Here is a 25204-nt window from a genome sequence, read left to right as displayed (position 1 = left end):
AGGGGTGATCAAGCGCTTACCGGCGCGGGCGGGGAGAAAGCGGGCGGCGACGGCGGATGCGGATCATCGGCCGACGGAGGGCAGCGTAACGCCCGAAGATGTCCGGGCGGCCAAAGGGCCCCGCGCACCGGGGCTCCCGGACGCACCCCCCCGTGTCCGTTGACGAGCCGTGAGGCGGAGGCCGGTGGCGGGAGGAGCGTGCGGTGAATCGGAGGATCGCGCGTGGGACGGGGAGGAACTGCGCGTGGGCCAGGAGCGCGTGGCCTCAGCGTCCGCGCAGCGCCTTGCGTTTGCACCAGGCCACGATCAGTCCGCCGAGCCCGCTGACCGCGATGAAGCCCATGGAGGTGAGGAACGCCGGGGAGGTCGGCGCGGCGGCTCGCGCCCCGGCGACCACGTACGCGGCGGTGTTGGGGATGCTGCCGAGCGCCGTCGCGAGGAGGTAGGGGAGCCAGCCCATGCGGGACACGGCGGCGCAGTAGTTGCTGGCGCAGAACGGCAGGCCGGGGAAGAGACGGATCGCCAGCATCGAGCGGAAGCCGTGCTCGCTCAACTGCCGGTCGGCGGCCGCCAGCCAGCGGGCTCGCAGCAACGGGCGCAGCGCGTCCTGCCCTAGCAGCCGGCCGAGTCCGAAAGCCAGCCCGGCGCCCAGCACCGTGCCGGCGAGCGCGGCGGCGAGGCCGAGCCGGTCGGCGAAGAGGGCGCCCGCGGCGAGGTTGAGAATCGGGCGGGGGACGAAAGCGGTGGTGCACACGCCGTAGGCCAGCGCGAAGACCACGGCGGCGATCGGACCTGTCAGCTGTGGCGGCCAGCCGTCGGCCAGCAGGCGCTGCGGCTGCCAGAGCAGCATCGCGGTCGCGGCGCAGGCCAGCAGGACGAGCAGCAGGCCCAGGCGCGCCCAGGAGGAGAAGAGCACACGCGTGCAGCGCGCGGCGAGGCCGTCGGGCGTTGCGGCGGGTTCGAACATTCGGGGAGCGTAACCGACAGGGGTGACAAGGAGCCGAATGCGGGACGGATGGGCCCGACACCGCTTCCACAGTGGCGAAGGTCACCACTCGGCCGGGTGACGACTGCCGGTCCGGCTCGTGGTGGTGCCGGTTTCCTGCGGGTGGTGGCTCCTGGTCGTGAAAACGGCTCCGCTGCTCTGCCCGCCCGGCCGCCGTGCGGCGGTACGGCCATCCGTCGGGCCGTTGCACCACTCGTACGGCGTTGCGCGGAAGGGAAGGTGACAGGGCGTCGGCCTCGCCGGGCTCGTCGGCGTGCGTCCTCCGCTCCATTTAATCGTTCGACGCCGCAGCGACGGCCCGGCACCATATGACGCATGTTCCGGCACGCCTTCCTTCCGCTCCCGTCCGCAGTCGCGGACGCGCCGAAGGCTGCCTTCCACATCCTCGCGGCCCTCGCGGCCGCGGAGTGCGCGGCCGCGGCCGCCGCCTCCGTGGCCGCCGCCGCGCCCGTCGCCACCGCAGCCGTCCCGGCCGCAGCGGCGACCGACGGCGCACGAAGCTGACCCTCCCCGGATCGTCCGGCGGACCCCACAGGGGGAGGGTCGGATCGGCCCGGGGGTCCCCACGGCGCGAAGTCGCCGTCCTCACCGCATTGTTGCGAGGAAGAACACCATGCCCAAGACGGCATACGTGCGCACCAAGCCGCACCTGAACATCGGCACCATGGGCCACGTCGACCACGGCAAGACCACGCTGACCGCTGCCATCACCAAGGTCCTCAGCGACCGGGGGAGCGGCACCTTCGTGCCGTTCGACCGGATCGACCGGGCCCCGGAGGAGGCCGCCCGCGGCATCACCATCAACATCTCGCACGTCGAGTACGAGACCGGCACCCGCCACTACGCCCATGTCGACATGCCGGGGCACGCCGACTTCATCAAGAACATGGTCACCGGCGCCGCCCAGCTCGACGGCGCGATCCTCGTCGTCTCCGCGCTCGACGGGATCATGCCGCAGACCGCCGAGCATGTGCTGCTCGCCAAGCAGGTCGGCGTACGGCACATCGTGGTGGCCCTCAACAAGGCCGACGCCGGCGACCCCGAGCTCACCGACCTGGTGGAGCTGGAGGTGCGGGAGCTGCTGGGCGCGCACGGCTACGACGGGGAGCACGTCCCGGTCGTCCGCGTGTCCGGGCTGCGGGCGCTGGAGGGCGACCCGCGCTGGACGCAGGCGATCGACGCGCTGCTGGACGCGGTGGACACCTATGTGCCGATGCCCGAGCGGTACGTCGACGCGCCGTTCCTGCTGCCGGTGGAGAACGTGCTGACGATCACCGGGCGCGGCACGGTCGTCACCGGGGCCGTCGAGCGCGGCACGGTGCGGGTCGGCGACCGGGTGGCGGTGCTGGGCGCGGACGCCGAGACCACGGTCACCGGGCTGGAGACGTTCGGCAAGCCGATGGAGTCCGCCGAGGCCGGGGACAACGTCGCGCTGCTGCTGCGCGGTCTCCACCGCGACCAGGTACGCCGCGGACACGTCGTCGCCGCGCCGGGCAGCGTCACCCTGCGGCGCCGCTTCACCGCCGAGGTCTATGTGCTGTCGGCGGAGGAGGGCGGACGCCGTACGCCGCTGGCCACCGGCTACCGGCCGCAGTTCTACCTCCGCACCGCGGACGTGGTCGGGGACCTCGACCTCGGCGAGCGGGCGGTGGCGCGCCCCGGGGAGACCGTGACCGTCTCCGTCGAGCTGGGCCGGGACGTGCCGCTGGAGAAGGGGCTCGGTTTCGCCATCCGTGAGGGCGGCAGGACCGTCGGCGCGGGCACCGTGCGCACCGTCGAGGACTGAGCGGACGGCCCGTGTCCTGACGAGCGGAGGGCCGGCTGCGCCCCGCACCCCGACAGGTGCGGGGCGCAGTCGCGTGCTGTCCAGCCGACGGGCTGGGTGCGAGACTGCTTGCCCGGACCGGGCGGCCCGGACACAGGCCACGCGCTCCGGGGGGAGGGCCGGGGGGAGAGAAGGGACATCGCATGGCGGGCACGGCACTGGTCCTCGGCGGCGGCGGGATCACCGGCATCGGCTGGGAGATCGGCATGCTCACCGGTCTCGCGGAGGCGGGCATCGACCTCGCCGCCGCCGATGTCGTCATCGGCACCTCGGCCGGATCGATCGTCGGCGCGCACCTCACGGCGGAGCGGCTGTCCCTGGAGGAGATGTACCAGCGCCAGCTCGCGGTGCCCGAAGGCCGTTCCGGCGCCAGGATGGGGCCCGCCGCGATGGCGCGCTTCGCCGCCATCGCGCTGCGCTCCCGGGACGTGGTCTCCTTCGGCGCGCGCATGGGACGCCTCGCGGTGGCCGCCCGTACCGTCCCGGAGGCGGAACAGCGCTCGGTGATCGCCCGGACCCTGGACTTCGACGACTGGCCCGCGCGGCGGCTGGTGGTCACCGTGGTGGACTCCGCGACGGGGCAGCGGTCCACCTTCGACGACACCAGCGGTGTCTCCCTGGTCGACGCGGTCGCGGCGAGCTGCGCGGTGCCGGGTGTCTATCCGCCGGTCACCCTCGACGGAAAGCGGTGGATCGACGGAGGTGTGCACTCCAGCGCCAACGTCGATCTGGCGGCGGGCTACGCCCGGGTCGTCGTGATCGCGCCGATGGCGGTCAGCGGCGGGCCGATCGCCGCACCCCGGACCCAGGGGGAAGCACTCGCCCGCCAAGGGGCCCGGGTGTGCGTGGTCACCCCTGACCGCGAGGCCAGGGCGGCGTTCGGCCGTAACGTCCTGGACCCGGCCAAGCGCGCGGACGCGGCCCGCGCGGGACGCCGCCAGTCCGCCCGCCACACCGCCGAGATCCGTCAGGTCTGGTCGGACTGAGCGCGCGGCACGCGCCCGGACCGGATGCGCGTGGTGCGCGGACGAACCGCCCTTGACACGCCTGAGGCCGGGCCCCGGAGCCGGTCGGAATCGGGGCCCTGATCCGACCGGCACAATGAGACCGTGGACGAGACAGCCGAGCCGATACCCGTCACCCGGACCGTGGACTGCGGCACCGCCAAGCTGATGCCGGACGTGGACCGCGCCCGCGCGTGGCTGCTGACGGTGGACGACGCGCCGCAGTCCTACGTCGACCTCGATGCGCCCACGCACCTGGAGTTCGAGTACGTCCGCAGGATGGCTCACGTCCTGGACGAAGCCGGGGCGCCCGGCAGCCCGCTCGACGTGCTGCATCTGGGCGGTGGCGCGCTGACCCTCCCGCGCTATGTCGCCGCCACCCGCCCGGCCTCCCGCCAGGACGTCGTCGACGCGGACGGTGGGCTGCTGCGCCTGGTGACGGAACACCTGCCGCTGCCCGACGGCTCCGGCATCGCGGTGCGGGCGCAGGACGCCCGTACGGCGCTGGAAGCGGCGCCGGAGGACAGCGCCGATGTCATCGTCGCGGACGTCTTCGGCGGCTCGCGGGTGCCGGCGCACCTCACCTCCGTCGAGTACGCGCACGCCGCCGCCCGGGCGCTGCGCCCGCACGGCATCTACGCCGCGAACCTCGCCGACAGCGCACCCTTCGGGTTCCTGCGGGGCCAACTTGCCAACTCCGCGACCGTCTTCGACCACCTCGCGCTGATCGCCGAGCCGTCGGTGCTGCGCGGCAGGCGCTTCGGCAACGCGGTGCTGATCGCCTCGCGGGCCGACCTCCCCCTCGCCTCGCTGGCCCGCCGGACGGCCGGCGACGCCTTCCCGGCGAGGGTCGAGCACGGCCCGGCGCTCCGGCGGCTGATCGCGGGCGCCGAACCCGTACGGGACGTCGACGCGGTGGCGTCCCCGGTACCGCCGGACGGCGCCTTCAGCATCGGCTGAGCCGCGTCCGCGCGTGCCCGCGGTGCGGACCTCACTCCCCGGCGGCGGCGCCGTCCCGCGGAGGAACGGGCGGCAGGACCGCACTCGGCATGGCACCCGTGACCGGCTCCTGGGCCGGCGGCGGCACCGCGACCGGCCCATCCGTGACCGGCGGCGTCGCGCGCCGCGTCAGCCGTCGTACGTCGGGGACGCAAAGCACCCCCACCGTGAGCAGGGCGACCAGTGCGGAGCAGCCCCACAGGGCGGCGGGCCGGCCGATGAGGTCCTGTACGGGGCCGGCCAGCGCCGTGGCCATCGGCACGACGGCCAGGGAGCCGAACCAGTCGTAGGAGGAGACCCGGGAGAACTTCTCCTCGGGGATCTCCTGGTGCAGTGCCGTCATCCACGTCACAGAGAAGATCTCGACCGAGACCCCCGTGCCGAACATGATCGCCGTGAGCCACGCGGCCGGCAGCGGCACGGCCAGCGCCGCGGAAGGCAGCGCGAGCGGGAAGATGCAGAGCACGCCGACCAGGAGCATGCGCCGGGGCTTGAAGCGGGTCATCGCCAGCGCGCCGACCACGGTGCCCGCGCCGAAGGCGCCGAGTGCCAGTCCCCAGGGGCCGGCGCCGCCCAGATGCTCCTCGGCGACCAGCGGCCCGTAGACCGCCTCGGCCGCCGCGATGACCGCGTTGACGAGGGCGAACTGCACCACGACCGCCCACAGCCAGGGCCGCGAGACCACCTCGCGCCAGCCGTCGCGCAGATCGTGCAGGATCCCGCCGCCCGGCGCACGCGTGGGCACCTTGCTGACGTCGAGGAATGCGCGCAGACCACCCGCGACGGCGAAGGAGAGCGCGTCCACGGCCAGCACCCAGCCGGGGCCGACCGCGGCGACCAGCGCGCCGCCGATGGCCGCGCCGCCGATGTTCGCCCCGTTCATCCCCATGCGGAAGACGGCGAAGGCCCGGCCGGAGTGCTCGCCCGAGACGCTGGCGAGCACCATGCCCTCGGACGCCGGCGCGAAGAATGCCTGCCCGGTGCCACCGAGCGCGGCCAGCACCGCCATCTGCCACAGCTGCGGATCCCCGGCCAGCACGAGCAGGGCGAACAGCCCTTGGGAGAGGCAGCTCAGGGCGTTCGCGGCGACCATGACGCGGTGCCGGGGGACCCGGTCGGCGAGCGCGCCGCCGATCAGCAGGAAGAGGACGAGCGGGATGGTGCGGGCGGTGGCGACCAGACCGACGTCGGTGGCCGTACCGCCGGATTCGAGGACCGCGAAGGCGCCCGCGATGAGCGCCCCGGAGCTGCCCAGGCTCGACATCACGGTGGCGGCGGTGAGGAGTGTGTAGTTGCGCCCCGCCCAGGCGGGGCGGGCTGTCACCAAGACCGCACCGGCCGGCGGGCCGCGGCGGGGGGCGGGGTCGTCGGTGCACGGTGGGCCGGGTCCGTCGCCCGCTCGCCCCCGGTGTCTCGCAGTCCTGGCCACATGGATGTCAACGATATGCGGGGCCCGGACACGCCGGAACAGCGCCTGCGGGCGGGACCGCGGCCCCGGATCGCGGCCGGCTCTTCCCAGCACAAGCTACTGGCAGGTAACATGCCGCCATGTCCTCCGAGACCCTGCCGTCGATCGGCGAAATGATGGCGGCATCCGTGCCGATGGCCCGCACCCTGAACCTCGACTTCGCGGAGACCACCACCGAGCGTGCCGTGGTCCGCATGCCCGACCAGCCCGATTACCACAACCACGTCGGCGGCCCGCACGCCGGAGCGATGTTCACGCTCGCCGAGTCGGCGAGCGGGGCGATCGTGATGGCGGCCTTCGGCGATCAGCTGGGCCGTGCCGTGCCGCTGGCCGTGCGCGCCGAGATCGGCTACAAGAAGCTCGCCATGGGCGCGGTCACCGCGACCGCGGAGCTGGGCCGGCCGGCGGCCGAGGTGGTCGCCGAGCTCGACGCCGGCGGACGCCCGGAGTTCCCGGTGAACGTCGCCATCACGCGCGAGGACGGCGCGGTCACCGGCGAGATGACCATCGTGTGGACCCTGCGCCCCAACAAGTGAGGTCCCCGGCCGGGTGACGTCCTTCTTCGTCGGGACCGGCCACGGGGCGCTTCGGTACGGCTGAGCGCGCCCCGGCCGCTTGGACGGGGACGTCAGCCGGCCCGCCCTTCTTCGACGGCCCGTCGTGCGACGCACGACGGGCCGTCGTCGTGCCCGCGACAACCGGCGGGCCGCCCGGACGAGGTTTGCCGGACGGCGGACCGCCCTGGTAGGCGTTGCTGGACGGCGCATGAACCGGCCCGCGCCCAAGGCGATCGAGTACGCTTCGCGGGCGCCCTGTGCGGCGCGTCAGGGTATCGACCGGCACCGGTGTCATCGACTCCGGTCAGCGGCCCACGGGGGCCCCACAGCATGCGGAGGAATCGGCGTTGCACATCCAGGAGTGGCTCGAGACCGTACCGGCCGTGAGCGTCTACCTCCTGGTGGGGGTGGTCATCGGACTGGAGAGCCTGGGCATTCCGCTGCCCGGCGAGATCGTCCTGGTGAGCGCGGCGATCCTCGCCGCCACCCAGGATCACATCGACCCGTTCGTGCTGGGTGCCTGCGCCTCCGCCGGAGCCATCATCGGTGACTCCATCGGCTACATCATCGGGCGCAAGGGGGGCCAGCCCCTGCTGACCTGGGCCGGCCGGAAGTTCCCCAAGCACTTCGGTCCCGATCATGTCGCCATGGCCGAGGCGAAGTTCGACAAGTGGGGGATGTGGGCGGTCTTCTTCGGCCGCTTCGTCGCCCTGCTGCGCATCTTCGCCGGCCCGCTGGCCGGTGTGCTGAAGATGCCGTACTGGAAGTTCCTCATCGCCAACGTGCTCGGCGGCATCGTCTGGGCCGGCGGCACCACCGCCCTCATCTACAGCGTGGGCATCGTCGCCGAGCCGTGGCTCAAGCGCTTCTCCTGGCTGGGTCTGGTCGCCGCCCTGCTCTTCGGCGTCGGGTCCTTCATCGTCATGAAGCGCCGCGCGCAGAAGGCCGCCGCCGAGCGCGAGGCGGAGGCGCCGGTTCCGGCCGCGGTCGACTGACACGCCTTCCGACCCCTGCGGCGGGACCGGTCGCAGGACGGACGATCCCCACACGGCCCGGCAGCACATGCTGCCGGGCCGTCGCCGTTGTCGGCCAGGCACCAGGAGCCGGCGCGGTTGCGGCCCGCCCGGGCCGGTCACGGCCGCCGTGCTCCCCATCCGGCTCCGATCGTGCCGGGCAGCACGGCTAGGGCGCGTCCAAGGTGGCGAAGAGTCCCGAAGCGCGGACGCCGTCCGGCAGCTGCCAGGCGCCGCCGACATGGCCGATCGCCCCTCGCGGAAGGAGCGGACGGCCGTCCGGGGTGGGGTGCAGGAGCCGGTGCAGGCGGAGAGTCATGCCATGCGGCGCGGACATCTCGGTGCCCTCGGGGCTGTCGGCGGCCGTGGCGACGACGTCCGTGAAGAGGGCTCCTTCGCCCGTGTACGAGCGGGTGACCTCCCGGTCGGGGGCGTCACTGGTGTTCTGGTCCTGGGCCTGGACCCGGCCCTCGACCAGGGCCAGCAACTGGGCGACCAGCACCGGGTCGTGGCAGCCGTCGTATGCCCAGCGCCGCCCCAGCACCCCGTGCTCCATCACGCCGACGAGTGCGTGCTCCGCCCCGGCGAGCGGGGCACCGCGATAGGTGAGCGGTGCCAAGTATGCGGTCGGGCGAGGTCCGGAGGCATCGGTGACCACGAGGAACTCGATCCCGACCGCGCCCTGCGGGTCGTCCAACCGGAACCCGCCGGCCTTGGCCAACTTCGGTTCCCCCGCCCCGCCGCGGTACCAGGGGCGTGTGGGCAGCCAGGCGGCGAGCAGCTCCAGCTTGGTCGGCTTGAGCACGGTGTGGTGGATGACGGCCATGACGAAGGTCCCCCCTCAGTGGGTGCGAGCCCTCACACCCTCCCACCTGCGCGGCAGTGAAGGAGCGGTGGTTCAGCACATCGGACGGGGGGGGGGGGAGAGACCCGATGCGAGGTGACCTAGGCGACGTCCGCGTAGCTCGTGCCGACCTTCAGACCGTCGATCCAGTTGATGACCCGCTTGCTCGTGACCTCGGATCCGTAGGTGCCCCACCGGGTGTCGTTGCCGAGGTCGTCCCAGGTCCGTCCGGAGAACGAGGCCACCTTGGAGCCGTTGTAGTACGCCTCGACCCAGCCGGTCGACGCGTCGTCGGAGGTGTGGATCCCGAGCACGATGCGCTTGTATGTGCCGGTCTCCACGGGCCTGCTCCACTTCAGGGTCCACTTCTCCCCGGCCTCGATGTGGAACAGCTTCAGGACACCGCCCTCCACCTTCATCAGCACCGGGTAGTTCTGCTGTTGCTGGTCCCCGGTGCCGTACGACTTCCACTGGAAGATGGTCGCCGCGTCCGCGGTGTTGGTGGAGGTGTCCCAGCCGAGGTAGTACGTCCGGTCGTTGTGGAAGGTGTAGCGCGAGCCGCCGACCGAGAGGCCGTGCGCCTCGCAACGCTCAAGCCCCAGCGGCTTGTTGAACTTGAAGACCATGCCGCGTCCGTCGTGGTTGTCCTGCGCGGTGACGCTGCCCGGCGCGTCGCACAGGACCGAGGAGAACACCGCGGTGCCTCCGGCGGCATCACCGTTCCAGATGACGGAGGCGACGGCGGGGGAGGCCAGAAGGAGGGTCAGTGCCGAGCCGATGACGGGGAGGGCGCCGAAGACGCCCGCGCGGATGCGCATTGCCGTTCCCTTCGGTCGAGAGTCCTGGTGCTTCGGCCGACCGGGCCCGTTGTGGGCCGACGGCGGTCCGCACGTCCTGAACGGTTTGTACACACGACTCGTCAAACGCTCAAGTAGTTCAACGTAGTTGATTGTTTTGAGCGTTTGGAGTGGTGCACTCGGACCGGAGGGCAGCAGCTGGTGGACCGGGCGAACGCGGCGGGGGCGGGCAACGCGGACGGCCGGGCGCGCGGAAGGCGCCCGGCCGTACAGGTGGTGTGACTCCGTCAGGACATGGTCCAGATGTCGGGCCCGCCGTCGCGCCATTCGAATACGCCGGCGTCCTCCCAGATGAACTTCGTGTCGGCGAAGCCGGCTCGGCGCAGGATCGCGGCCACGTCACCGGTGCGGCGCGCCCGCCCGAGGTCCTGGCCGTAGAGCGTGACGCGACGGCCGCCGGTCGAGGGCGGATGCACGATCACAGGTGCACGGTTCATGAGCCCAGCATGCCGCCGCCCCGGCGCAGCCGCATGCCGACAGCATTCGGGTGATAACAGTCTGTAACATGGGCAGGTTGCGGGGGGGGGGAGAGCCGGTTCGCCGCGGGCCCTTGGCTGTCGGGACTGTCGGCTGCTGGATGTCGGATGCCGGGTGCCGTCGACCCGTCCGCCCCGGTCAGGACCACGTCCGGGTCCGGCTCCGTCACCACCCCCGCGGCAGCAAGGAAGCTCTTGCCCACGCTGGAGCCGACGGTCGGGCAAACAGCGCGCGGAGATTATCGATCGGGCGAAGCGTCGCCGGTGCCGTTGACGCACGGAGCGGTCGCCTCGGCCGCTGGTGACGCGGAATCGCCTGGTCGGCGGCGAGATCGTGGCGGCGCTCCGTGCCGGCCCGCCGCTCTTATTCTGGAGCCTTTCGTCCGGTACCGCGGCGGCAGAGCGGGCTGTCACGGGGCCGGGCCGTGCACGAGGAGAACGTCCGATGAAGGGCCTGCGTGTCTGGGCTGTGGTGGGTGCGGTCGCGGTGGCGTTGCTCCTTGCCGGGTGCGGCAGCCTCGGCGCGCACACCGCAGGCGCTTCGGGTACCGCACGGCCGCCTGCGCGGACCGTGGACGGCGGCAACGGCAGGCTCCGCATGGTGGCGCCCCTCGGCCCGCGCTCCGCGTTCCTGCCGTTCCGCTCGACCGGGGAGGACGGAACCGAGGTCGTCACGACCCGGTGGCACGGCCGCAAGTCCGGTTTCACCGGCGACATCTGGGCCTGGGTGCCGCCGCAGTACCAGCGGCCGGAGTACGCCAGGAGCGGCTTTCCGGTGCTGATCGCGCTGCCCGGAGCCTGGGGCTACCCGTTCAACTACTGGGCGGGGAAGGGCTTCGCGCTGGAGGAGCGGATCGCGCGGTGGTCGCGGCAGGGCAGGACGCTGCCGTTCATCGTCGTGATGCCGGTGCTGAACCCGGGCAAGAAGTACCACGACGGCAGCGACATCCCGGGCCGGCCGAAGATGGGCACCTGGCTGACCGAGGATGTCCCGGCCTTCGCGCGCGCCAACTTCCGCACCTATGACGGCCGGGAGGGCTGGGCGTTCATGGGCTCGTCGTCCGGGGGGTTCGCCGCGCTGAAGGCGGTGCTCAAGTATCCGCAGAAGTTCAAGGCGGCGGTTGTCAACGGCCCCGACACCGCCCCGGATTCGCCGATGTGGCGGGGGCATCGCGCCGCGAAGCGGGCGAACGACCCCCGGCGGCTGGCGCGGCAGCTGGTCGAACGGCACGGTCCCGAGATCTACCTGGCCTTCGAACTCGGCTCCGACGAGGCGGCGGTGCCCGACGTGAAGAGCTTCATCCGCGACCACACCGGCGGGCCGATTCACACCACGCTCTTCGAGACACCGCATGGCGTGCACAGCGGCCACACCTACCTCCGGCGCATGGCGGAGTCCCTGCACTGGATCAGCGAGCAGATGCAGGGGCCGGTTCCCTCCGCCTGACGCGTCAGGGCGCCCCCCCGGGGGGCGCCAAGTGGCGTACCGGTCCGCCCTTGTGCCGAAGCGTCAAGTGACGGACCGGTCGGCAGCGCGATCCGGCTCAGCTCTTCCCGTCGCTCACCGCGTCCCGGTGCTGTGCCGCCAGCTCCACGTACATCGTCGCGTTGAGCTTGATGACCTCGCGCTCCTCGTCGGTCAGCTCCCGCTTGACCTTCGCCGGCACCCCCGCCACCAGCGAGCCGGGCGGCACCTGCATCCCCTGCGGCACCAGCGCCTGTGCGGCGATCAGGGAGCCGGCGCCGATGTGGGCGCCGTTCAGGACGGTGGCGCCCATGCCGACCAGCACATCGTCCTCGACGGTGCAGCCGTGCAGGACGGCGTTGTGTCCGACCGAGACCCGCTCGCCCACGGTCACCGGGAAGCCCGGGTCGACATGCACGGTGCAGTTGTCCTGGATGTTGCTGTCGGCGCCGAGGACGATCGGGCCGCAGTCGGCGCGGAGCACCGCGTGGTACCAGACGCTCGCGCCCGCGGCCATGGTGACCTCACCGAGTACGACGGACGTCGGGGCGGTGAAGGCCCCCGGATCGAGCTCCGGTTCCTTGCCGCCCACCGCTGAGATCAGTGCCCGTCCTGTCATTCCGGCCTCCTTGCCAGTGCTACGCCGCGCCTTGAGCACCGTAGAGGACGGGGCGGGCGTTCGGCGGTGGCGGCGGCCGGTGGGGTGAAGATCACAGCGCAGTGCGCGGTGGGTGGTCCGGGGCGCTGAGTACGGTATCCCCGTGCCGATAAAGCAGAACGTGTTCTCATCCGTGGCGGCCTGGCGGCGCCGGGCCGTGTCGCGCGCCGTCCACCGCGGCGCGCGGTGGGTGAGGCAGGCCGGGGCCGTCACGTCCGAGCGGCCCGGGCCGTACCGCTTCCGCCGCATCGGCTCCGGTGCCCGGCTGGCGTTCCCGCAGGGCACGGTCTTCGGTGATCCGTGGATCGAGATCGGCGAGTACTGCATCATCGCCCAGGACGTGACCCTGACGGCGGGCATGATGCCGGACCTCGACCTGGGGCCGGACCCGATCCTCACCCTGGGCAACGGCGTCGTCCTGGGCCGCGGCAGCCATGTGATCGCGGACGTCCGGCTGACGATCGGCGACGACTGCTTCTTCGGTCCCGGTGTCTACCTCACCACCACCAACCACAGCTACGACGATCCCGACGTGCCGATCGGTAAGCAGTGGCCGCGCAGCGCCCCGGTGAGCATCGGCTCGGGCAGCTGGATCGGTACCGGGGCGGTGATCCTGCCGGGCGCGCGCCTGGGAAGGAACGTCGTGGTCGCGGCCGGAGCCGTCGTCCGCGGTGAGGTCCCCGACCACGCGGTGGTCGCGGGCGCCCCGGCGAAGGTCGTCCGCAGGTGGGATCCGCAGGAGGGCTGGCAGCCGCCCCTGCGTACGCCGACGCCCCGGCCGATCCCCGACGGCGTCACCTCGGAACAGCTGGTCGCCGTGGCGGAGTGGCAGGCCGAGGCCGGTGAGACGGACGAGACGGAAGAGTCGGACGCGGTGCCGCAGGCGGGGGAGGGCGCGGAGACGGGGGAACCTTCGCCGCCCCGGACGCCGGTGGGCGAGGCCGTCCAGGTCCGGTCGTCGGCGGACGCGCCGTAGGCAGGCGCACGGATCGGCGGGGTGCCGTGCACGGACCGCGCTTGACGGCGCCGTGGCAAGGTGCCGCGGGCCGTTTGAGGGGCGGTCAGGCGACCGGCGGAGCATGCCCGGTTCGTGTTCGCTGGTGCGATGGCGCGCCCGTGGTCACCCGCCTGAGGCGAGCAGGACCGTGCCGACCAGGGCCAGCGAGGCGCCCGCGGTCTGGATCGCCCGCATCCGCTCCTTCAGTACGCCCAGTGCGGCGAGCGCGGTCACGACCGGGTACAGGGAGGCGAGCACCGCCGCCATGGTGACCGGGCCGTTCTGGGCGGCGAGGGCGTAGGTGCCGTTGGCGGCGACATCGGCGATACCGATGAAGCCCAGCGCGGGCAGTGCGTCGCGCAGCGCCCCGATGCCTCCCTCGGGCAGCGCCTGTGTGCCGCGCCGGACCGAGGCGTAGAGGGCGGCGCCGCCGACGGCGACGTTGCACAGCCGCTGGACGAACAGGGCGAGGAAGAGCCCGGTGAGGGTCGTGGACGCCTCTGCGATGAGGGCCATCACCGCACCGAAGCCGAGCGCGGAGACCAGGGTGAGCGCGATCGTCCGGCGGGCCACCGAGGCCCCGCCGACCTGCGGTCCGCCGGCCAGCAGGACGCCGATCACGGCGACGGCCATGCCCGCGGCCTGCAGGAGCCCCGGCCGCTCACCCGCCACGAATCCGACGCCGAGGGGCACCAGGACGGTGCCGATCGAACCGAGCGGGGAGACCACACCCATCGGGCCGAGCGCCAGGGCCCGGTAGAAGCAGAGCATCGCGGCGGGGCCCACGACGCCGGCGGCGACCGCGAACCACAGCTGCGGCCCGGCCTCCCGCCAGCCACTCGTCGCCACCACGATGACGCCCAGCACCAGCGCGGCAAGGGTCTGCGAGACGACCACGACGGTCAGCGCGTGCAGCCGTCGGGTGAGCAGGCCGCCGCCGAAGTCGGCGAGCCCCCAGAGCAGGCTGGTGGCCAGGGCGAAGACCGCTGTCATGGTGAACCTCGCAGTACAGTGTGCTGAACGATGAAGTGCAGCTCACCGTAGTACAAGAAAAGCGACTGCGGAATTCAATATATTGACCTCCGACCGGGATGGACCGTGACCGACCTCGATCAGCTCACGCAGTCACTCGCCCGCAACCTCAAACGCTGGCGCACCGAACGCGGCTACACCCTCGATGCGTTGGCGGCTCGGGCGGGCGTCAGCCGGGGCATGATCATCCAGATCGAGCAGGCCAGGACGAACCCGAGTGTGGGGACCACCGTCAAGATCGCCGATGCCCTCGGGGTGAGCATCACCACGCTGCTGGACTACGAGCAGGGACCGCAGGTGCGGATCGTGGCACCGGAGAACGCCGTACGGATGTGGTCCACCGACGCCGGCAGCCACACCTCGCTGCTCGTCGGCGCCGAGGCCCCCGGCCCCTTCGAGCTCTGGGGCTGGCGCCTGATGCCCGGTGAGGACAGCAACTCCGATCCGCACCCGCCCGGCACCTTCGAACTGCTCCATGTCCGCGCGGGCACCCTGACGCTGGTCGTGGACGGAGTGGAGCACACGGTCGCCGAGGGTGCGTCGGCGACCTTCGAGGCCAAGGTGCCGCACGGATACCGCAACGACGGCACGGAGCCGGTGGAGATGACCATGGCGGTGATCATTCCGCCGGCCCGCTGAGTCGCGGGGCAAGGAGCCGCGCAGCCGGGGCCGCGGTCCCGGAGCGGCGGCCCGTTCGCGCCCTGGGACGACGCGACCGGCGGCCCCGCGAGGCTGCTAGCTTGGCTGATATGCCCGTTCCGATGGATGCATTCGACGATGTCCGGCCCGCCATCGAGTGCCTGGACCTGCTGACCGAGCCGGTTGCCGCCGCACTGCGCGTGTGGAGCGGCTCCGTGCCCGTCGAGGAAGTCCGGTTCGTCGACACCGACCCGGCCATCGCGGACACCGAGACCCTCGTACGGCACCACGGCCCCTGGCTGCTCGAGCAGTCCGCGAACTGCGTGGTGGTCGCCGGCAAGAGGGGTGGCGAGGTCACGCTGGCCGCCTGCCTCGTCCTCTCGCACACCCGCGTCGACGTCAACGGTGTGGTGCGACGCCAACTGGGCGCCCGCAAGGCGTCGTTCGCGCCGATGGACACCGCGGTCGGCGACAGTGGGATGGAGTACGGCGGCATCACCCCGATCGGTCTGCCCGACGCATGGCCGATCCTGGTGGACGCCGCCGTCGCCGACATCCCGTACGCGCTGATCGGCAGCGGCAGCCGCCGCGGCAAGCTCATCGTGCCGGGCAAGGCCCTGGCCGAACTGCCGGGCGCCACGGTCCTGGACGGGCTCGGCGTCGGCTAGCGGGTGCCGGCCGCGGGCCACCCGGCCGGAGTGCGGGAGCGCAGATCCAGGGAGAGCGCGGTGGAGTGCTCGGCGAAACCCAGGCTGCGGTACAGCGGCTCGGCGCCGTCCGTGGCGTGCAGGTCGACGCGGGTGACGCCCCGCTCGGCGAACCAGTCCAGCAGCGCCTCCGTCGTGGCACGCGCATAGCCGCGGCCCCGGTACCTGGAGTCGGTGCAGACGTTGAAGATGAAGGCGAACCTCCCCGAAGGGTGGCCGGGCGCCGGCAGCCGTTCCTCGATCCGACCCACCGCGCACGCCGCGAGATGTGGCGAGCCGCCACCGTCACCGTCCACCACGAACCCGCCCAGCGCGGCGTCCGGCCCGGTCAGCTGCCGACGGGCCACCGCCTCGGCGTCCCGCTCCCAACTGCCGGGCTCGTCCCGGCCGTTCATGGCGCAGAACATCAAGCGGCGCAGCCGGACCAGTTCGGCGGCGTCCTGGGGGAGAGCGGCACGTGGCGAGATCATGCCCGGACGGTAACCCGGGCGGCGCTCAGCCCACACGTGGTATTTCGATGGCAGGACAGCGATCCATGACCATCTCCAGGCCCGCCTCGCGCACCCGGTCCCACGCCCCCTCGTCGACCACCCCGAGCTGGAACCACACGGCCTTCGCGCCGATCGCGACGGCCTCGTCAGCGACCTCTCCCGCCAGGTCGCTGTTGACGAAGACGTCCACGACGTCGACCGGGAACGGAATCGCCTCCAAGGAGGCGTATCCCCGCTCGCCGTGCACCGTCTCGGCCTTCGGGTGGACGGGCACGATCCGCTTGCCGTAGCCCTGCAGCACCTGCGCGACGCCGTAGGCCGCGCGCTGTTCGTTTCGGGACAGACCCACCACCGCCCAGGTGTCACCGAGCTCGGTGAGGATCCTGCGGATCGTGTCGGTGTCGCCGTACACGCACTGCCTCCTGCACATCGGAAAGGTCCTGTGCGGACAACGGACGCCGCCGCCCGGAGATTCCCGACCGCGGCCGGTGACGTCCCCGGTCGGGGGCCCGGGCGCGCAGCCGGCCGTGGGTTCCGGGCACACGGCCGCCCCGCCCGAAGGGGAAGACGGGCGGGGCGGGTCCGTGTGCCGACGGTCAGCTCGCTCCGCCGGCCGCCCCACTACCGGCCATCCCGGCGCCCACCGTGCTCTCCTCGCCGGCACGCGCCGGCTTGCCGATCGCCATCCCGGCGCCCACCGGCTCGATCCCGCCGGCCCCGGTACCGGGACGCAGCGCCCCGGCGCCGACCGGCTCGGGAGCCTCGTCGGCGTCCTGCGCGATGCCGCCGCCGGCCGCGGCCAGCGCCGCGCGCAGCTGCTCGGTGTCCAGCAGCATGCTCACCGGGCCGGTGGGGTTGATGTAGAGGGAGTGGCCAGGCGGCAGCTGTTCGGCCAGTTCGGCCACCGGCCGCCGGTCGTAGAGCAGCCGGCCCACCGATTCCAGGTACACCGAAGAGGTGTAGACGGGGATCACCGGCGTGCCCTCGGGAGAGGCCGCGGCCAGCGGTGTGCCGGTCGCGGTGACCAGGACGGAGACCTCCGCGCGGGCCAGTGCCGCCGGGACGTCCTCGGCCGGTCCGTAGCCGGTCGCGGCCAGCTGCACCGCGCTGTCGACCGCGTCGGCCGGGTCCGGCCAGTCCAGCATCTGCGGCGACGGCCGGTACTCCGGGTTGTCCCGCCACTCCTCGATCTCGCCGGTCGGTCCCGACCGCCACTGTCCGATGAGCGCCCAGAGGGGCGGTGGCCCCTCGCCCGACCAGGTCAGGTCGATCATCGCCAGCCAGTGATCGGGTGCGTTGCGTGCCGCCTCGACGACCTCCGGGGGTGGTTCGGGCATGTCCTTGCCCGTCACGGGATCGCCCGCCGTCATCGCCGACTGTGTGTCCTTGTCCATGAAGCCTCCGCCAACCCGCCGTTCCGGTTCCTGCGTGTACGAGCCGGCCCCGGAAACACGAGGCCCTCGCCCTGGGGCTCACAGTGCCCACGGGCGGCCCGAACGTCTTCCCGACGCACCGTGCGCGCCTCGCGCGTACGCCGCCTGGCCGTGCGAGAGAGCCCGTACGGCGGACACCGGGGCGCGGCGTGGGCCCGGTCGGCGCCCGGTGCCCGCCCGCCGGCGGGGCCGCATAGGCTGGTGCGATGCAGGAGCAGTACCGGACTCTCGCGCGCGAGGGTGTCCACGAGATCGAGATCAACAAGTCCCGCTTCCTCTGCGCGCTGGCACCCGTCGCCACCGAGGCCGAGGCCCAGGACTTCATCGCGCGCATCCGCAAGGAGCACCCGGGCGCCCGGCACCACTGCTTCGCGTACGTCCTCGGTGCCGACGGCGGCATCCAGAAGGCGAGCGACGACGGCGAGCCGGGGGGCACCGCCGGGGTACCGATGCTGCAGATGCTGGTGCGCCGCGAGATGCGCTACGTCGTCGCCGTCGTCACGCGCTGGTTCGGCGGTGTGAAGCTCGGCGCCGGGGGCCTCATCCGGGCCTACGGAGGCGTCGTCGGCGAGGCGCTGGACGTGCTGGGCACCGTGACCCGGCAGCGGTTCCGCCTTGCGACGATCACCGTCGACCACCAGCGGGCCGGCCGGGTGGAGAACGACCTGCGCACGACCGGCCGGGCGGTGCGCGAGGTCTCCTACGGAGCCGAGGTGCGCATCGAGGTCGGGCTGCCGGAAGCCGACGTGGAGTCCTTCACCGCGTGGCTGGCCGACGTCACCGCCGGCACGGCGCGGCTGGAGCTCGGCGGCGAGGCATACGGGGACCTCTGACCGGACGGCGGGCGGGCGTCGCATCCCGGCCATTCCGGGGGAGCCGCCGGGCGTTTTCGCGGCCGGACGTGCCGGCGGGCCGCCGAGGGTGCCAGCCTGTGGGAGCCGGGAACGGGCCGCTGGCCGGGTGGGTGAGCGGGCGCGAGAAGGGGCCGACACCGATGCCTGACCTGCTCGACGAGCGCACGGGTTTCGTCCGCCGCATCGGCCTCTTCCAGGCCACCGCGATCAACATGAGCCAGATGTGCGGCATCGGCCCCTTCGTGACCATTCCGCTGATGGTCGGGGCGTTCGGCGGGCCGCAGGCCGTCATCGGCTTCCTCGCGGGCGCGGTGCTCGCCCTCGCCGACGGGCTGGTCTGGGCGGAGCTGGGTGCCTCGCTGCCGGGCGCCGGGGGCAGCTACGTCTATCTGCGGCAGGCGTTCCAGTACCGCACCGGAAAACTGATGCCGTTTCTGTTCGTGTGGACGGCGATGCTGTTCATCCCGCTCGGCATGGCCACCGGCGTCATCGGCTTCGTGCAGTACCTCGGCTATCTGTGGCCGGGCATGAGCCAGGCGCAGGGCGACATCGTCGGCCTCGTCGTCACCGCCGGGGTGCTCGTCGTGCTGTGGCGGCGGGTGGAGAACATCGCCAGGCTCACCGTCGTGCTGTGGACGGTGATGATCGCCTCCGTCGTCCTCGTCATCGTGGCGGCCTTCACCCACTTCAGCCCGGAGCGGGCCTTCACCTATCCCGCGCACGCCTTCGAGCTGACCTCGCATCACTTCTGGATCGGCTTCGCGGCCGGCCTGACCATCGGGATCTACGACTACCTCGGCTACAACACCGCCGCCTACCTGGGCGCCGAGATCAAACGCCCCGGCCGCACCCTCCCGCGCGCCATCCTCTTCTCCATCCTCGGCATCATGGCCATCTACCTGCTGCTCCAGGTCGGCACCCTGGGCGTCATCCCCTGGCAGGACATGTCCGACCCGGACAACGCGGCGTCCTCCTCCGTCGCGTCCGCCGTGCTGGAGAAGTCATGGGGCAAGGGCGCCGCGGACGCCGTAACGGTGCTCATCCTCCTCACCGCCGTCGCCTCCGTCCTCGCCGGACTGCTCGGCGGCTCCCGGGTCCCGTACGACGCCGCCCGCGACCGGGTCTTCTTCCGCGCGTACGGCACGCTCCACCCACGCCACCGCTTTCCCGTCCTGGGGCTGCTCACGATGGGCGGCATCATGGCCGTCGGTTTCCTGATCGGGCGCCACACCGACCTGACGACGATCATCCAGCTGCTGACCACCGTCATGGTGATCGTGCAGGCGCTGGCCCAGATCGCCGCGGTGAGCGTGCTGCGCCGCCGCCAGCCGCAACTGCGCCGCCCGTACCGGATGTGGCTCTACCCGCTGCCGAGCATCGTCGCCCTGGTCGGCTGGCTGGTGATCTACGGCTACGCGGACCTCAACTCGCCCGGCAGGCACCCCGTCGAGTGGTCGCTGGCGTGGGTGGCGGCGGGCGTCGTGGCCTTCCTGCTCTGGGCGCGCCACGAGAAGGAGTGGCCGTTCGGGCCGAAGCGCATCAGCGAGGAGTATCTGCACGGGCCGGACCCTGCGGAGGAGGAGAAGGCCGCCGGGTGACCGCGAGGGAGTGCGGCGTGACCGGGAGGGATCAGGCGTCCGTCTCCGCCGACGGGACGTCAACTGCGCTGCACCGAAGCCGATTTGAGAGCTGAACGCGATATGTCCTTCGTCACCTGCTCGGCAGGTTCCTCTCCCCGAACGCTGCGAAATGGGTATTTAGCCGTTCTCGCTGTGAAGTCTTAGTGAGGCGCGTCATATCGGGACGGGCTGCCTCGGTGCTTCCATCGTCGCGCGCGGGATCACCCTGAATCCGGCGCGTCCGACGAAGGGGAACACGATGCACTTATCCGGGCGCATCTCCGGAGCCGCCACGCTGGCCACGGTAGTGCCGCTGCTGGCCCTGCTCTCCTCGTCCGCCGTCGGGGTCGCGCCCTCCGCGCGAGCGCCGCAGCCGCGGACGCAGGCAACGGCCGGTGAGCCGACGGCCCCCGTGGAATGGTCGGCGCGGCACGGCGCGGCCTCGGCCTCGGGAACCCGGTGGCAGCTGAGGAGCGCCGGTTCGCCCGACGAACTGGTGATCGAAGGACGCCTGACGAACACCGGCCGGGGCTGCTCTTCGCTCTGGCTGACATGGACCCACGACTTCGCCGGCGAACCGCCCCGGAAGCACGCCACGCAGTGCGGACCTGGAACGGTCCGGGTCCGCCACCACCTGCGCGGCTACCGCGTCACGACCACCGGGGCCGCCCACCTCTGCACCGGTGGGAGCAACCCCCGGGAACCCCAGGGATGCGGCCCGGGTGTGTCGATGACGACCTGGCCCGTCGACGGCGTGCGCCCCGGGGGCACGGCCGGGCGGAGCGCCGGCCGCGGCTAGAGTGTCCGGTGCAGCAGGAGTCCGGTACGAGGCCGGCGCGGTCACGAAGCAGGTGGAGAGGTAGCGGTGCGGGTGGGGGCTCTGTCGTGAGGATCCTGCACACCTCGGACTGGCACCTCGGCCGGTCGTTCCACCGCGTGAGCCTGCTCACCGCCCAGCGGATGTTCCTCGACCATCTCGTCGACACGGTCCGCGGCCGGCAGGTCGACGCGGTGCTCGTCGCCGGGGACATCTACGACCGGGCCGTGCCGCCGCTCGCGGCCGTGGAACTCTTCGACGACGTCCTGCACCGCCTCGCCGACCTCGGCGTCCCCACCGTCATGATCTCCGGCAACCACGACTCCGCCCGCCGGCTCGGCGTCGGCTCCGGGCTGATGCGGCGGGCCGGCATCCATCTGCGGACGGACCCGGCGGCGTGTGCCACGCCCGTACTCCTCGACGACGCGCACGGCCCGGTCGCGCTCTACGGACTGCCGTACCTCGAACCGGCCATGGTGCGCGAGGAACTCGGCGCCCGGCGCGCCGATCACGCCGAGGTGCTGGGGGCGGCGATGGACCGGGTGCGCGCCGACCTCGCGGACCGGCCCGCGGGCACCCGCTCGGTGGTGCTGGCGCACGCCTTCGTCACCGGGGGCGCCGTCAGCGACAGCGAGCGCGACATCACCGTGGGCGGGGTCGCGTCCGTCCCCGCGGCGGTCTTCGACGGCGTCGACTACGCGGCCCTCGGGCATCTGCACGGCGCGCAGACGCTCTCCCCGCGGGTCCGCTACTCCGGATCGCCGCTCGCCTACTCCTTCTCCGAGGCCGGTCACCGCAAGTCGTCGTGGCTGGTCGACCTCGACGCGGCGGGTGAGGTCCAAGCCGAGCGGGTGGACTGCCCCGTGCCGCGGCCTCTGGCACGGCTCCGCGGAACGCTGGAGCAGCTCCTCGACGATCCGGCGTGCGCCGGGGACGAGGAATCGTGGGTCGAGGCGACCCTCACCGACGCCTCCCGCCCCCACGAGCCGATGGCCCGCCTCGCCAAGCGCTTCCCGCACATCGTCAGCCTGGTCTTCGACCCCGACGAGGGACCCACCCGCTCACTCGCCTCGTACGCCCAGCGGCTGCGCGGCCGCAGCGACCAGGAGATCGCCGAGGACTTCGTGGAACATGTGCGGGCCGGGCGCGTGGCGGATGCGGACGAGCGGGCCGAACTGCGGTCGGCGATCGACGACGTACGCGTGGATGACACCGTGCGCGAGGTGGCGCGATGAGGCTGCACCGGATGACGCTGACTGCCTTCGGGCCGTTCGGCCGCACCCAGACCGTCGACTTCGACCGCCTCTCGCGCGAGGGGCTCTTCCTGCTGCACGGGCCGACCGGCGCGGGCAAGACCTCCGTCCTGGACGCCGTCTGCTTCGCGCTCTACGGCTCCGTGCCCGGGGCCCGGCAGAGCGGGCAGGCGCTGCGCAGCGATCTCGCCGATCCGCTGACCCTGACCGAGGTCGTCCTCGAACTGACCGTCGGTGACCGGCGGTTGGAGATCAACCGGCTCCCCGAGCAGCCGCGCCCCAAGAAGCGGGGCAGCGGCACGACCCGGGAGAAGGCGCAGAGCCGGCTGCGGGAGTACGTGCCCTCGGCAGGCGGGGCCGAGCCCGGGAACGGTGTCGACGGCGCCGGTCACTGGAAGGCGCTCAGCCGCTCCCACCAGGAGATCGGCGAGGAGATCGGCCAGCTCCTCGGCATGAGCAAGGAGCAGTTCTGCCAGGTCGTCCTGCTGCCGCAGGGCGACTTCGCGCGCTTTCTGCGCGCGGATGCCGAGGCCCGCGCGCGGCTGCTCGGACGCCTCTTCGACACCCGCAGGTTCGCCGCCCTCGAAGAGCAGCTGAACGCACGCCGCAAGAGTGCGGCCGACCGGGTCGCCGCGGGCGACGAGCAACTGCTCGCGCTGGCACACCGAATGGGGCAGGCGGCCGGTGAGTGCGCGGACCTCGCCGATCCCACGGTTCCCGCACCCGCGAGCGCCGCGCAGCCCGTGCCGGCCCCCGGCCGAGGCGGCGCCGGACGGGGACGGGTCACCGTGCCCGGCCAGGGCGGGCCCGCCGGCCGCGCGAACCGCGCCCGGGCAGCCGCCGCCGAGCCGCCCGCGGGACAACCGGACGCCCCCGGGCCCTCCGAGCCGGGATTCGCCGAAGCCGTGCTGGTCAGAGCCGCCGTGGCGCGGGCGGGCGCACGGGAGCGGCTGGATGTCGCGGCGTCCGCGGTGTCCGCCGCGGAAGAGGCGGAACGGGGCGCCGCCGGCCGGCTGGAGGAGGCCCGCGAGCGCGACCGCCTGCAACAGCGGCACGCCGACGCCCGCCGGCGCGCTGCCCGGCTCGACGCCGACGCCGAGGAGCGGGAGAGGACCCGTCGCCGACTGGAACGGGCCCGCGCGGCCGCGGAGGTGGCCCCCGCCCTCGCGCTGCGCGACGCCGCCCGGAACGAGCTGGACGCCGCGCGGCGCGACGAGCACCGACACCGGACGCAGCTCCCGCCGGACCTCGCCGAAGCCGCGGGCGAGCGGCTCGCCGCCCGCGAGCGCGAAGTGCGGGAGGAGCTGGGAGCGCTCGCCGCGGCACGGCGCGCCGAAAGCCGGGCGGCCGACATCGCCCTGGAGCGCGCGGCGCTGGACCGTGAGGCACGCGCCGACGACCAGACGCTGCTGGACACGGCGGAGTGGCTGGCCGGTTGGGAGACGGCCCGCAAGGCCCACCAGCAGCGGATCGAGACGGCCCAGGACGCCGCGACCCGGGCCGAACAGCTCGGCGCGCTGATCTCCCCCGCGGCCGAGCGCCTGGACGCGGCCCGACTCCGGGACCGTATCGGCGCCGAAGTGCGGGCGGCCGAAGAGCAGTTGCTCGCCGCCCGGGAGCGGGCCGCCGCGGCCCAGGAGCACTGGCTCGACCTCAAGGACCGGCGGCTGCGCGGCATCGCCGCCGAACTCGCGGAGGGCCTGGAGGAGGGCAGGCCGTGTGCGGTGTGCGGCGCGACCGAGCACCCCGGCCCGGCCGAGGCGGACGCCGGTCACATCGACCGGGCGACCGAGGAGCGCGCGCTGGCCGCCTACCGGAGCGCCGATCAGCAGCGCCAGGACGCGGAGCACCGCGGCCAGTCCGTCAAGGAGGCGCTGGCCGGGGCTGCCGCCACGGCAGGGGACACGCCGACCGGTGAACTCGCCGCACATGTCGAGCAGTTGCGGGAGGATCACGCGCGCGACCGTACGGCCGCGGCGGATCTGCATGCCGCCCGCGAGGCCCTGGACCGTGCCGAGCGGGAGTACGAACGGCGCCGTACCGCGCAGCAGCAGGCCGAGCGCCGGGTCGCCGCGCGTACGTCGCACCGCGAGGCGCTGGAGCGTGAACACGGCGCGCTGGAAGAGGAGTTGGACCGTGCTCGGGGTGGCAGCGCCAGCGTCGCCGACCGGGCACGGCGACTGGAGCGTCAGGTCACCCTGCTCGCCGCCGCGGCCGAGGCGTCCCGCACGGCGGCCTCCTGCGCCGGACGGTTCGAGGAAGCCGCCGCCGGACTGACGGACGCCGCCCACCGCGCCGGGTTCGACACCCCGCAGGCCGCCGCCGAGGCGCTGCTGCGGGACGGTGAGTGGCGCGCGCTGCAGCAGCGGCTCGACGAGTGGCAGGCCGAGGCCGCAGCGGTGGCCGCGGAACTGGCCGACCCGGCGGGCGCGGCGGCAGCGGCCCTGCCGCCCGCGGCCCCGCAGGCCGCACGCGCCGCCCTGGACACCGCGGAGCAGCGGCTGCGGACCGCTTTCGCGACCCACGCCGCGGCCCGCGAACGCTGCACGGAACTCGACCGGCTGTCGGCCCGCGCCGCCTCCGACGCCCGCGAGCTGGCCCCGCTGCGCGCCGACCACGACCGGATCGCCCGCCTCGCCTCGCTCGCCTCGGGCACGTCCACGGAGAACGAACGCCGGATGCGCCTGGAGTCCTACGTCCTCGCCGCCCGGCTGGAACAGGTCGCGTCAGCCGCCAGCGCCCGGCTGCACCGGATGTCGGCGGGCCGCTACACCCTGGTGCACTCCGACGAGCGGGCGGGCGGCGCCCGGCGCTCCGGGCTCGGTCTGCACGTCATCGACGCCTGGACCGGCCATGAACGGGACACCTCCAGCCTCTCCGGAGGCGAGACGTTCTTCGCCTCGCTCGCGCTGGCGCTCGGCCTCGCCGACGTCGTCACCGACGAGGCCGGCGGCACCCGGCTCGACACCCTGTTCATCGACGAGGGCTTCGGCAGCCTCGACGAACAGACCCTGGACGAGGTGCTCGACGTCCTGGACTCCTTGCGCGAACGGGACCGCAGCGTCGGCATCGTCAGCCATGTCGCGGATCTCAGGGCGCGCATCCCGGCGCAACTGGAAGTCCTCAAGGACCGGTCGGGATCGACCGTGCGGCACCACATCCGGCACTAGCCAGGTCGTGTCCGCAAAGT

At 73.0% G+C, this 25204-nt stretch carries 25 protein-coding genes; 15 read left to right on the top strand and 10 right to left on the bottom strand.

The features are described from left to right. Window positions 1–265 precede the first annotated feature (265 nt). Entirely contained in the window at window positions 266–967 is a 702-nt protein-coding gene (locus QOM21_RS04585; protein WP_407548411.1) for a TVP38/TMEM64 family protein, read from the bottom strand. A 354-nt stretch (window positions 968–1321) separates the two neighbouring features. Between QOM21_RS04585 and QOM21_RS04580 the strand changes: the two genes are divergently transcribed. The 4 genes from QOM21_RS04580 to QOM21_RS04565 all read left to right on the top strand — a co-directional run bounded on the left by QOM21_RS04580 (window position 1322) and on the right by QOM21_RS04565 (window position 4795). Continuing rightward, on the top strand, window positions 1322–1510 hold the full coding sequence (locus QOM21_RS04580) for a hypothetical protein (RefSeq protein ID WP_407548409.1): 189 nt from the start codon (window positions 1322–1324) through the stop codon (window positions 1508–1510). Between the two features lie 109 nt (window positions 1511–1619). Beyond that, entirely contained in the window at window positions 1620–2792 is a 1173-nt protein-coding gene (gene tuf, locus QOM21_RS04575) for an elongation factor Tu (RefSeq protein ID WP_407548408.1), read from the top strand. A 182-nt stretch (window positions 2793–2974) separates the two neighbouring features. Further along, window positions 2975–3817: a patatin-like phospholipase family protein gene (locus QOM21_RS04570; protein WP_407548406.1), complete on the top strand. Its 843-nt coding sequence runs from the start codon at window positions 2975–2977 to the stop codon at window positions 3815–3817. A 186-nt stretch (window positions 3818–4003) separates the two neighbouring features. Then, complete coding sequence (locus QOM21_RS04565) at window positions 4004–4795, top strand: spermidine synthase (protein WP_407555576.1); 792 nt, start codon at window positions 4004–4006, stop codon at window positions 4793–4795. A gap of 31 nt (window positions 4796–4826) precedes the next feature. Here QOM21_RS04565 and QOM21_RS04560 read toward each other — a convergent pair whose 3' ends face one another. Further along, entirely contained in the window at window positions 4827–6158 is a 1332-nt protein-coding gene (locus QOM21_RS04560) for an MFS transporter (RefSeq protein ID WP_407548404.1), read from the bottom strand. A gap of 224 nt (window positions 6159–6382) precedes the next feature. On the opposite strand from QOM21_RS04560, the gene QOM21_RS04555 reads away from it, so the two are divergent. Together QOM21_RS04555 and QOM21_RS04550 are read left to right on the top strand one after the other, a co-directional pair. Then, a complete protein-coding gene (locus tag QOM21_RS04555) occupies window positions 6383–6838 on the top strand; it encodes a DUF4442 domain-containing protein (protein ID WP_393896889.1) in 456 nt (151 codons plus the stop codon). Window positions 6839–7206: 368 nt separating this feature from the next. After that, window positions 7207–7854, top strand: coding sequence for a DedA family protein (locus tag QOM21_RS04550; protein ID WP_393896890.1), 648 nt, complete (start codon window positions 7207–7209; stop codon window positions 7852–7854). A 187-nt stretch (window positions 7855–8041) separates the two neighbouring features. Here QOM21_RS04550 and QOM21_RS04545 read toward each other — a convergent pair whose 3' ends face one another. The 3 genes from QOM21_RS04545 to QOM21_RS04535 all read right to left on the bottom strand — a co-directional run bounded on the left by QOM21_RS04545 (window position 8042) and on the right by QOM21_RS04535 (window position 10010). Next, window positions 8042–8698, bottom strand: a complete 657-nt coding sequence (locus QOM21_RS04545; protein WP_407548402.1) for a maltokinase N-terminal cap-like domain-containing protein — start codon at window positions 8696–8698, stop codon at window positions 8042–8044. A gap of 119 nt (window positions 8699–8817) precedes the next feature. Next, window positions 8818–9534 (bottom strand): hypothetical protein, encoded by a 717-nt coding sequence (locus tag QOM21_RS04540; RefSeq protein WP_407548400.1) that lies wholly within the window; start codon window positions 9532–9534, stop codon window positions 8818–8820. Window positions 9535–9800: 266 nt separating this feature from the next. After that, entirely contained in the window at window positions 9801–10010 is a 210-nt protein-coding gene (locus QOM21_RS04535; protein WP_407548398.1) for a hypothetical protein, read from the bottom strand. Window positions 10011–10494: 484 nt separating this feature from the next. Here QOM21_RS04535 and QOM21_RS04530 point away from each other — a divergent pair, with 484 nt between their 5' ends. Next, window positions 10495–11496, top strand: a complete 1002-nt coding sequence (locus tag QOM21_RS04530; RefSeq protein WP_407548397.1) for an alpha/beta hydrolase — start codon at window positions 10495–10497, stop codon at window positions 11494–11496. Between the two features lie 97 nt (window positions 11497–11593). Here the strand turns inward: QOM21_RS04530 and QOM21_RS04525 are convergent, their stop codons facing one another. Beyond that, window positions 11594–12133, bottom strand: coding sequence for a gamma carbonic anhydrase family protein (locus QOM21_RS04525; RefSeq protein ID WP_407548395.1), 540 nt, complete (start codon window positions 12131–12133; stop codon window positions 11594–11596). Window positions 12134–12275: 142 nt separating this feature from the next. On the opposite strand from QOM21_RS04525, the gene QOM21_RS04520 reads away from it, so the two are divergent. Then, on the top strand, window positions 12276–13148 hold the full coding sequence (locus tag QOM21_RS04520; RefSeq protein WP_407548393.1) for an acyltransferase: 873 nt from the start codon (window positions 12276–12278) through the stop codon (window positions 13146–13148). Window positions 13149–13292: 144 nt separating this feature from the next. Here the strand turns inward: QOM21_RS04520 and QOM21_RS04515 are convergent, their stop codons facing one another. Continuing rightward, window positions 13293–14162 (bottom strand): EamA family transporter, encoded by an 870-nt coding sequence (locus QOM21_RS04515; RefSeq protein ID WP_407548391.1) that lies wholly within the window; start codon window positions 14160–14162, stop codon window positions 13293–13295. Between the two features lie 105 nt (window positions 14163–14267). Here QOM21_RS04515 and QOM21_RS04510 point away from each other — a divergent pair, with 105 nt between their 5' ends. Beyond that, window positions 14268–14840, top strand: coding sequence for an XRE family transcriptional regulator (locus QOM21_RS04510; RefSeq protein ID WP_407548389.1), 573 nt, complete (start codon window positions 14268–14270; stop codon window positions 14838–14840). A gap of 122 nt (window positions 14841–14962) precedes the next feature. Next, a complete protein-coding gene (locus QOM21_RS04505; protein WP_407548388.1) occupies window positions 14963–15508 on the top strand; it encodes a YbaK/EbsC family protein in 546 nt (181 codons plus the stop codon). On the opposite strand, the gene QOM21_RS04500 is transcribed toward QOM21_RS04505, so the two are convergent. From QOM21_RS04500 to QOM21_RS04490, 3 genes are all read right to left on the bottom strand, one after another. After that, window positions 15505–16017 (bottom strand): GNAT family N-acetyltransferase, encoded by a 513-nt coding sequence (locus tag QOM21_RS04500; RefSeq protein ID WP_407548386.1) that lies wholly within the window; start codon window positions 16015–16017, stop codon window positions 15505–15507. The genes QOM21_RS04505 and QOM21_RS04500 overlap by 4 nt on opposite strands. Window positions 16018–16042: 25 nt before the next feature. Then, window positions 16043–16450 carry a CoA-binding protein gene (locus tag QOM21_RS04495; protein WP_407548384.1) on the bottom strand — a complete coding sequence of 136 codons (408 nt, stop codon included), beginning with the start codon at window positions 16448–16450 and terminating at the stop codon, window positions 16043–16045. A 184-nt stretch (window positions 16451–16634) separates the two neighbouring features. Then, window positions 16635–17432, bottom strand: coding sequence for a type VII secretion system-associated protein (locus QOM21_RS04490; RefSeq protein ID WP_407548382.1), 798 nt, complete (start codon window positions 17430–17432; stop codon window positions 16635–16637). 245 nt (window positions 17433–17677) lie between these two features. Here QOM21_RS04490 and QOM21_RS04485 point away from each other — a divergent pair, with 245 nt between their 5' ends. From QOM21_RS04485 to QOM21_RS04465, 5 genes are all read left to right on the top strand, one after another. Further along, window positions 17678–18304 carry a YigZ family protein gene (locus tag QOM21_RS04485; protein WP_407548380.1) on the top strand — a complete coding sequence of 209 codons (627 nt, stop codon included), beginning with the start codon at window positions 17678–17680 and terminating at the stop codon, window positions 18302–18304. 161 nt (window positions 18305–18465) lie between these two features. After that, window positions 18466–19923 carry an APC family permease gene (locus QOM21_RS04480; RefSeq protein ID WP_407548378.1) on the top strand — a complete coding sequence of 486 codons (1458 nt, stop codon included), beginning with the start codon at window positions 18466–18468 and terminating at the stop codon, window positions 19921–19923. Window positions 19924–20203: 280 nt separating this feature from the next. Further along, on the top strand, window positions 20204–20743 hold the full coding sequence (locus tag QOM21_RS04475) for a hypothetical protein (RefSeq protein WP_407548376.1): 540 nt from the start codon (window positions 20204–20206) through the stop codon (window positions 20741–20743). Window positions 20744–20829: 86 nt separating this feature from the next. Next, a complete protein-coding gene (locus QOM21_RS04470) occupies window positions 20830–21996 on the top strand; it encodes an exonuclease SbcCD subunit D (RefSeq protein WP_407548374.1) in 1167 nt (388 codons plus the stop codon). Continuing rightward, window positions 21993–25184, top strand: a complete 3192-nt coding sequence (locus QOM21_RS04465; protein WP_407548372.1) for an AAA family ATPase — start codon at window positions 21993–21995, stop codon at window positions 25182–25184. Before QOM21_RS04470 ends, QOM21_RS04465 begins: the two co-directional genes overlap by 4 nt. Window positions 25185–25204 lie beyond the last annotated feature (20 nt).

Source organism: Streptomyces sp. Pv4-95, assembly GCF_045782725.1.
In the GTDB taxonomy this organism is placed as follows: Bacteria; Actinomycetota; Actinomycetes; order Streptomycetales; family Streptomycetaceae; genus Streptomyces.
This window is presented reverse-complemented; position numbering and strand designations above follow the sequence as displayed.

Bases quoted from the DNA above. Each gene is read 5' to 3' on its own strand.
- QOM21_RS04585 (WP_407548411.1), bottom strand. From the start codon at position 967: ATGTTCGAACCCGCCGCAACGCCCGACGGCCTCGCCGCGCGCTGCACG.
- QOM21_RS04580 (WP_407548409.1), top strand. From the start codon at position 1,322: ATGTTCCGGCACGCCTTCCTTCCGCTCCCGTCCGCAGTCGCGGACGCG.
- tuf (WP_407548408.1), top strand. From the start codon at position 1,620: ATGCCCAAGACGGCATACGTGCGCACCAAGCCGCACCTGAACATCGGC.
- QOM21_RS04570 (WP_407548406.1), top strand. From the start codon at position 2,975: ATGGCGGGCACGGCACTGGTCCTCGGCGGCGGCGGGATCACCGGCATC.
- QOM21_RS04565 (WP_407555576.1), top strand. From the start codon at position 4,004: ATGCCGGACGTGGACCGCGCCCGCGCGTGGCTGCTGACGGTGGACGAC.
- QOM21_RS04555 (WP_393896889.1), top strand. From the start codon at position 6,383: ATGTCCTCCGAGACCCTGCCGTCGATCGGCGAAATGATGGCGGCATCC.
- QOM21_RS04545 (WP_407548402.1), bottom strand. From the start codon at position 8,698: ATGGCCGTCATCCACCACACCGTGCTCAAGCCGACCAAGCTGGAGCTG.
- QOM21_RS04540 (WP_407548400.1), bottom strand. From the start codon at position 9,534: ATGCGCATCCGCGCGGGCGTCTTCGGCGCCCTCCCCGTCATCGGCTCG.
- QOM21_RS04535 (WP_407548398.1), bottom strand. From the start codon at position 10,010: ATGAACCGTGCACCTGTGATCGTGCATCCGCCCTCGACCGGCGGCCGT.
- QOM21_RS04530 (WP_407548397.1), top strand. From the start codon at position 10,495: ATGAAGGGCCTGCGTGTCTGGGCTGTGGTGGGTGCGGTCGCGGTGGCG.
- QOM21_RS04525 (WP_407548395.1), bottom strand. From the start codon at position 12,133: ATGACAGGACGGGCACTGATCTCAGCGGTGGGCGGCAAGGAACCGGAG.
- QOM21_RS04515 (WP_407548391.1), bottom strand. From the start codon at position 14,162: ATGACAGCGGTCTTCGCCCTGGCCACCAGCCTGCTCTGGGGGCTCGCC.
- QOM21_RS04505 (WP_407548388.1), top strand. From the start codon at position 14,963: ATGGATGCATTCGACGATGTCCGGCCCGCCATCGAGTGCCTGGACCTG.
- QOM21_RS04500 (WP_407548386.1), bottom strand. From the start codon at position 16,017: ATGATCTCGCCACGTGCCGCTCTCCCCCAGGACGCCGCCGAACTGGTC.
- QOM21_RS04490 (WP_407548382.1), bottom strand. From the start codon at position 17,432: ATGGACAAGGACACACAGTCGGCGATGACGGCGGGCGATCCCGTGACG.
- QOM21_RS04485 (WP_407548380.1), top strand. From the start codon at position 17,678: ATGCAGGAGCAGTACCGGACTCTCGCGCGCGAGGGTGTCCACGAGATC.
- QOM21_RS04480 (WP_407548378.1), top strand. From the start codon at position 18,466: ATGCCTGACCTGCTCGACGAGCGCACGGGTTTCGTCCGCCGCATCGGC.
- QOM21_RS04475 (WP_407548376.1), top strand. From the start codon at position 20,204: ATGCACTTATCCGGGCGCATCTCCGGAGCCGCCACGCTGGCCACGGTA.
- QOM21_RS04465 (WP_407548372.1), top strand. From the start codon at position 21,993: ATGAGGCTGCACCGGATGACGCTGACTGCCTTCGGGCCGTTCGGCCGC.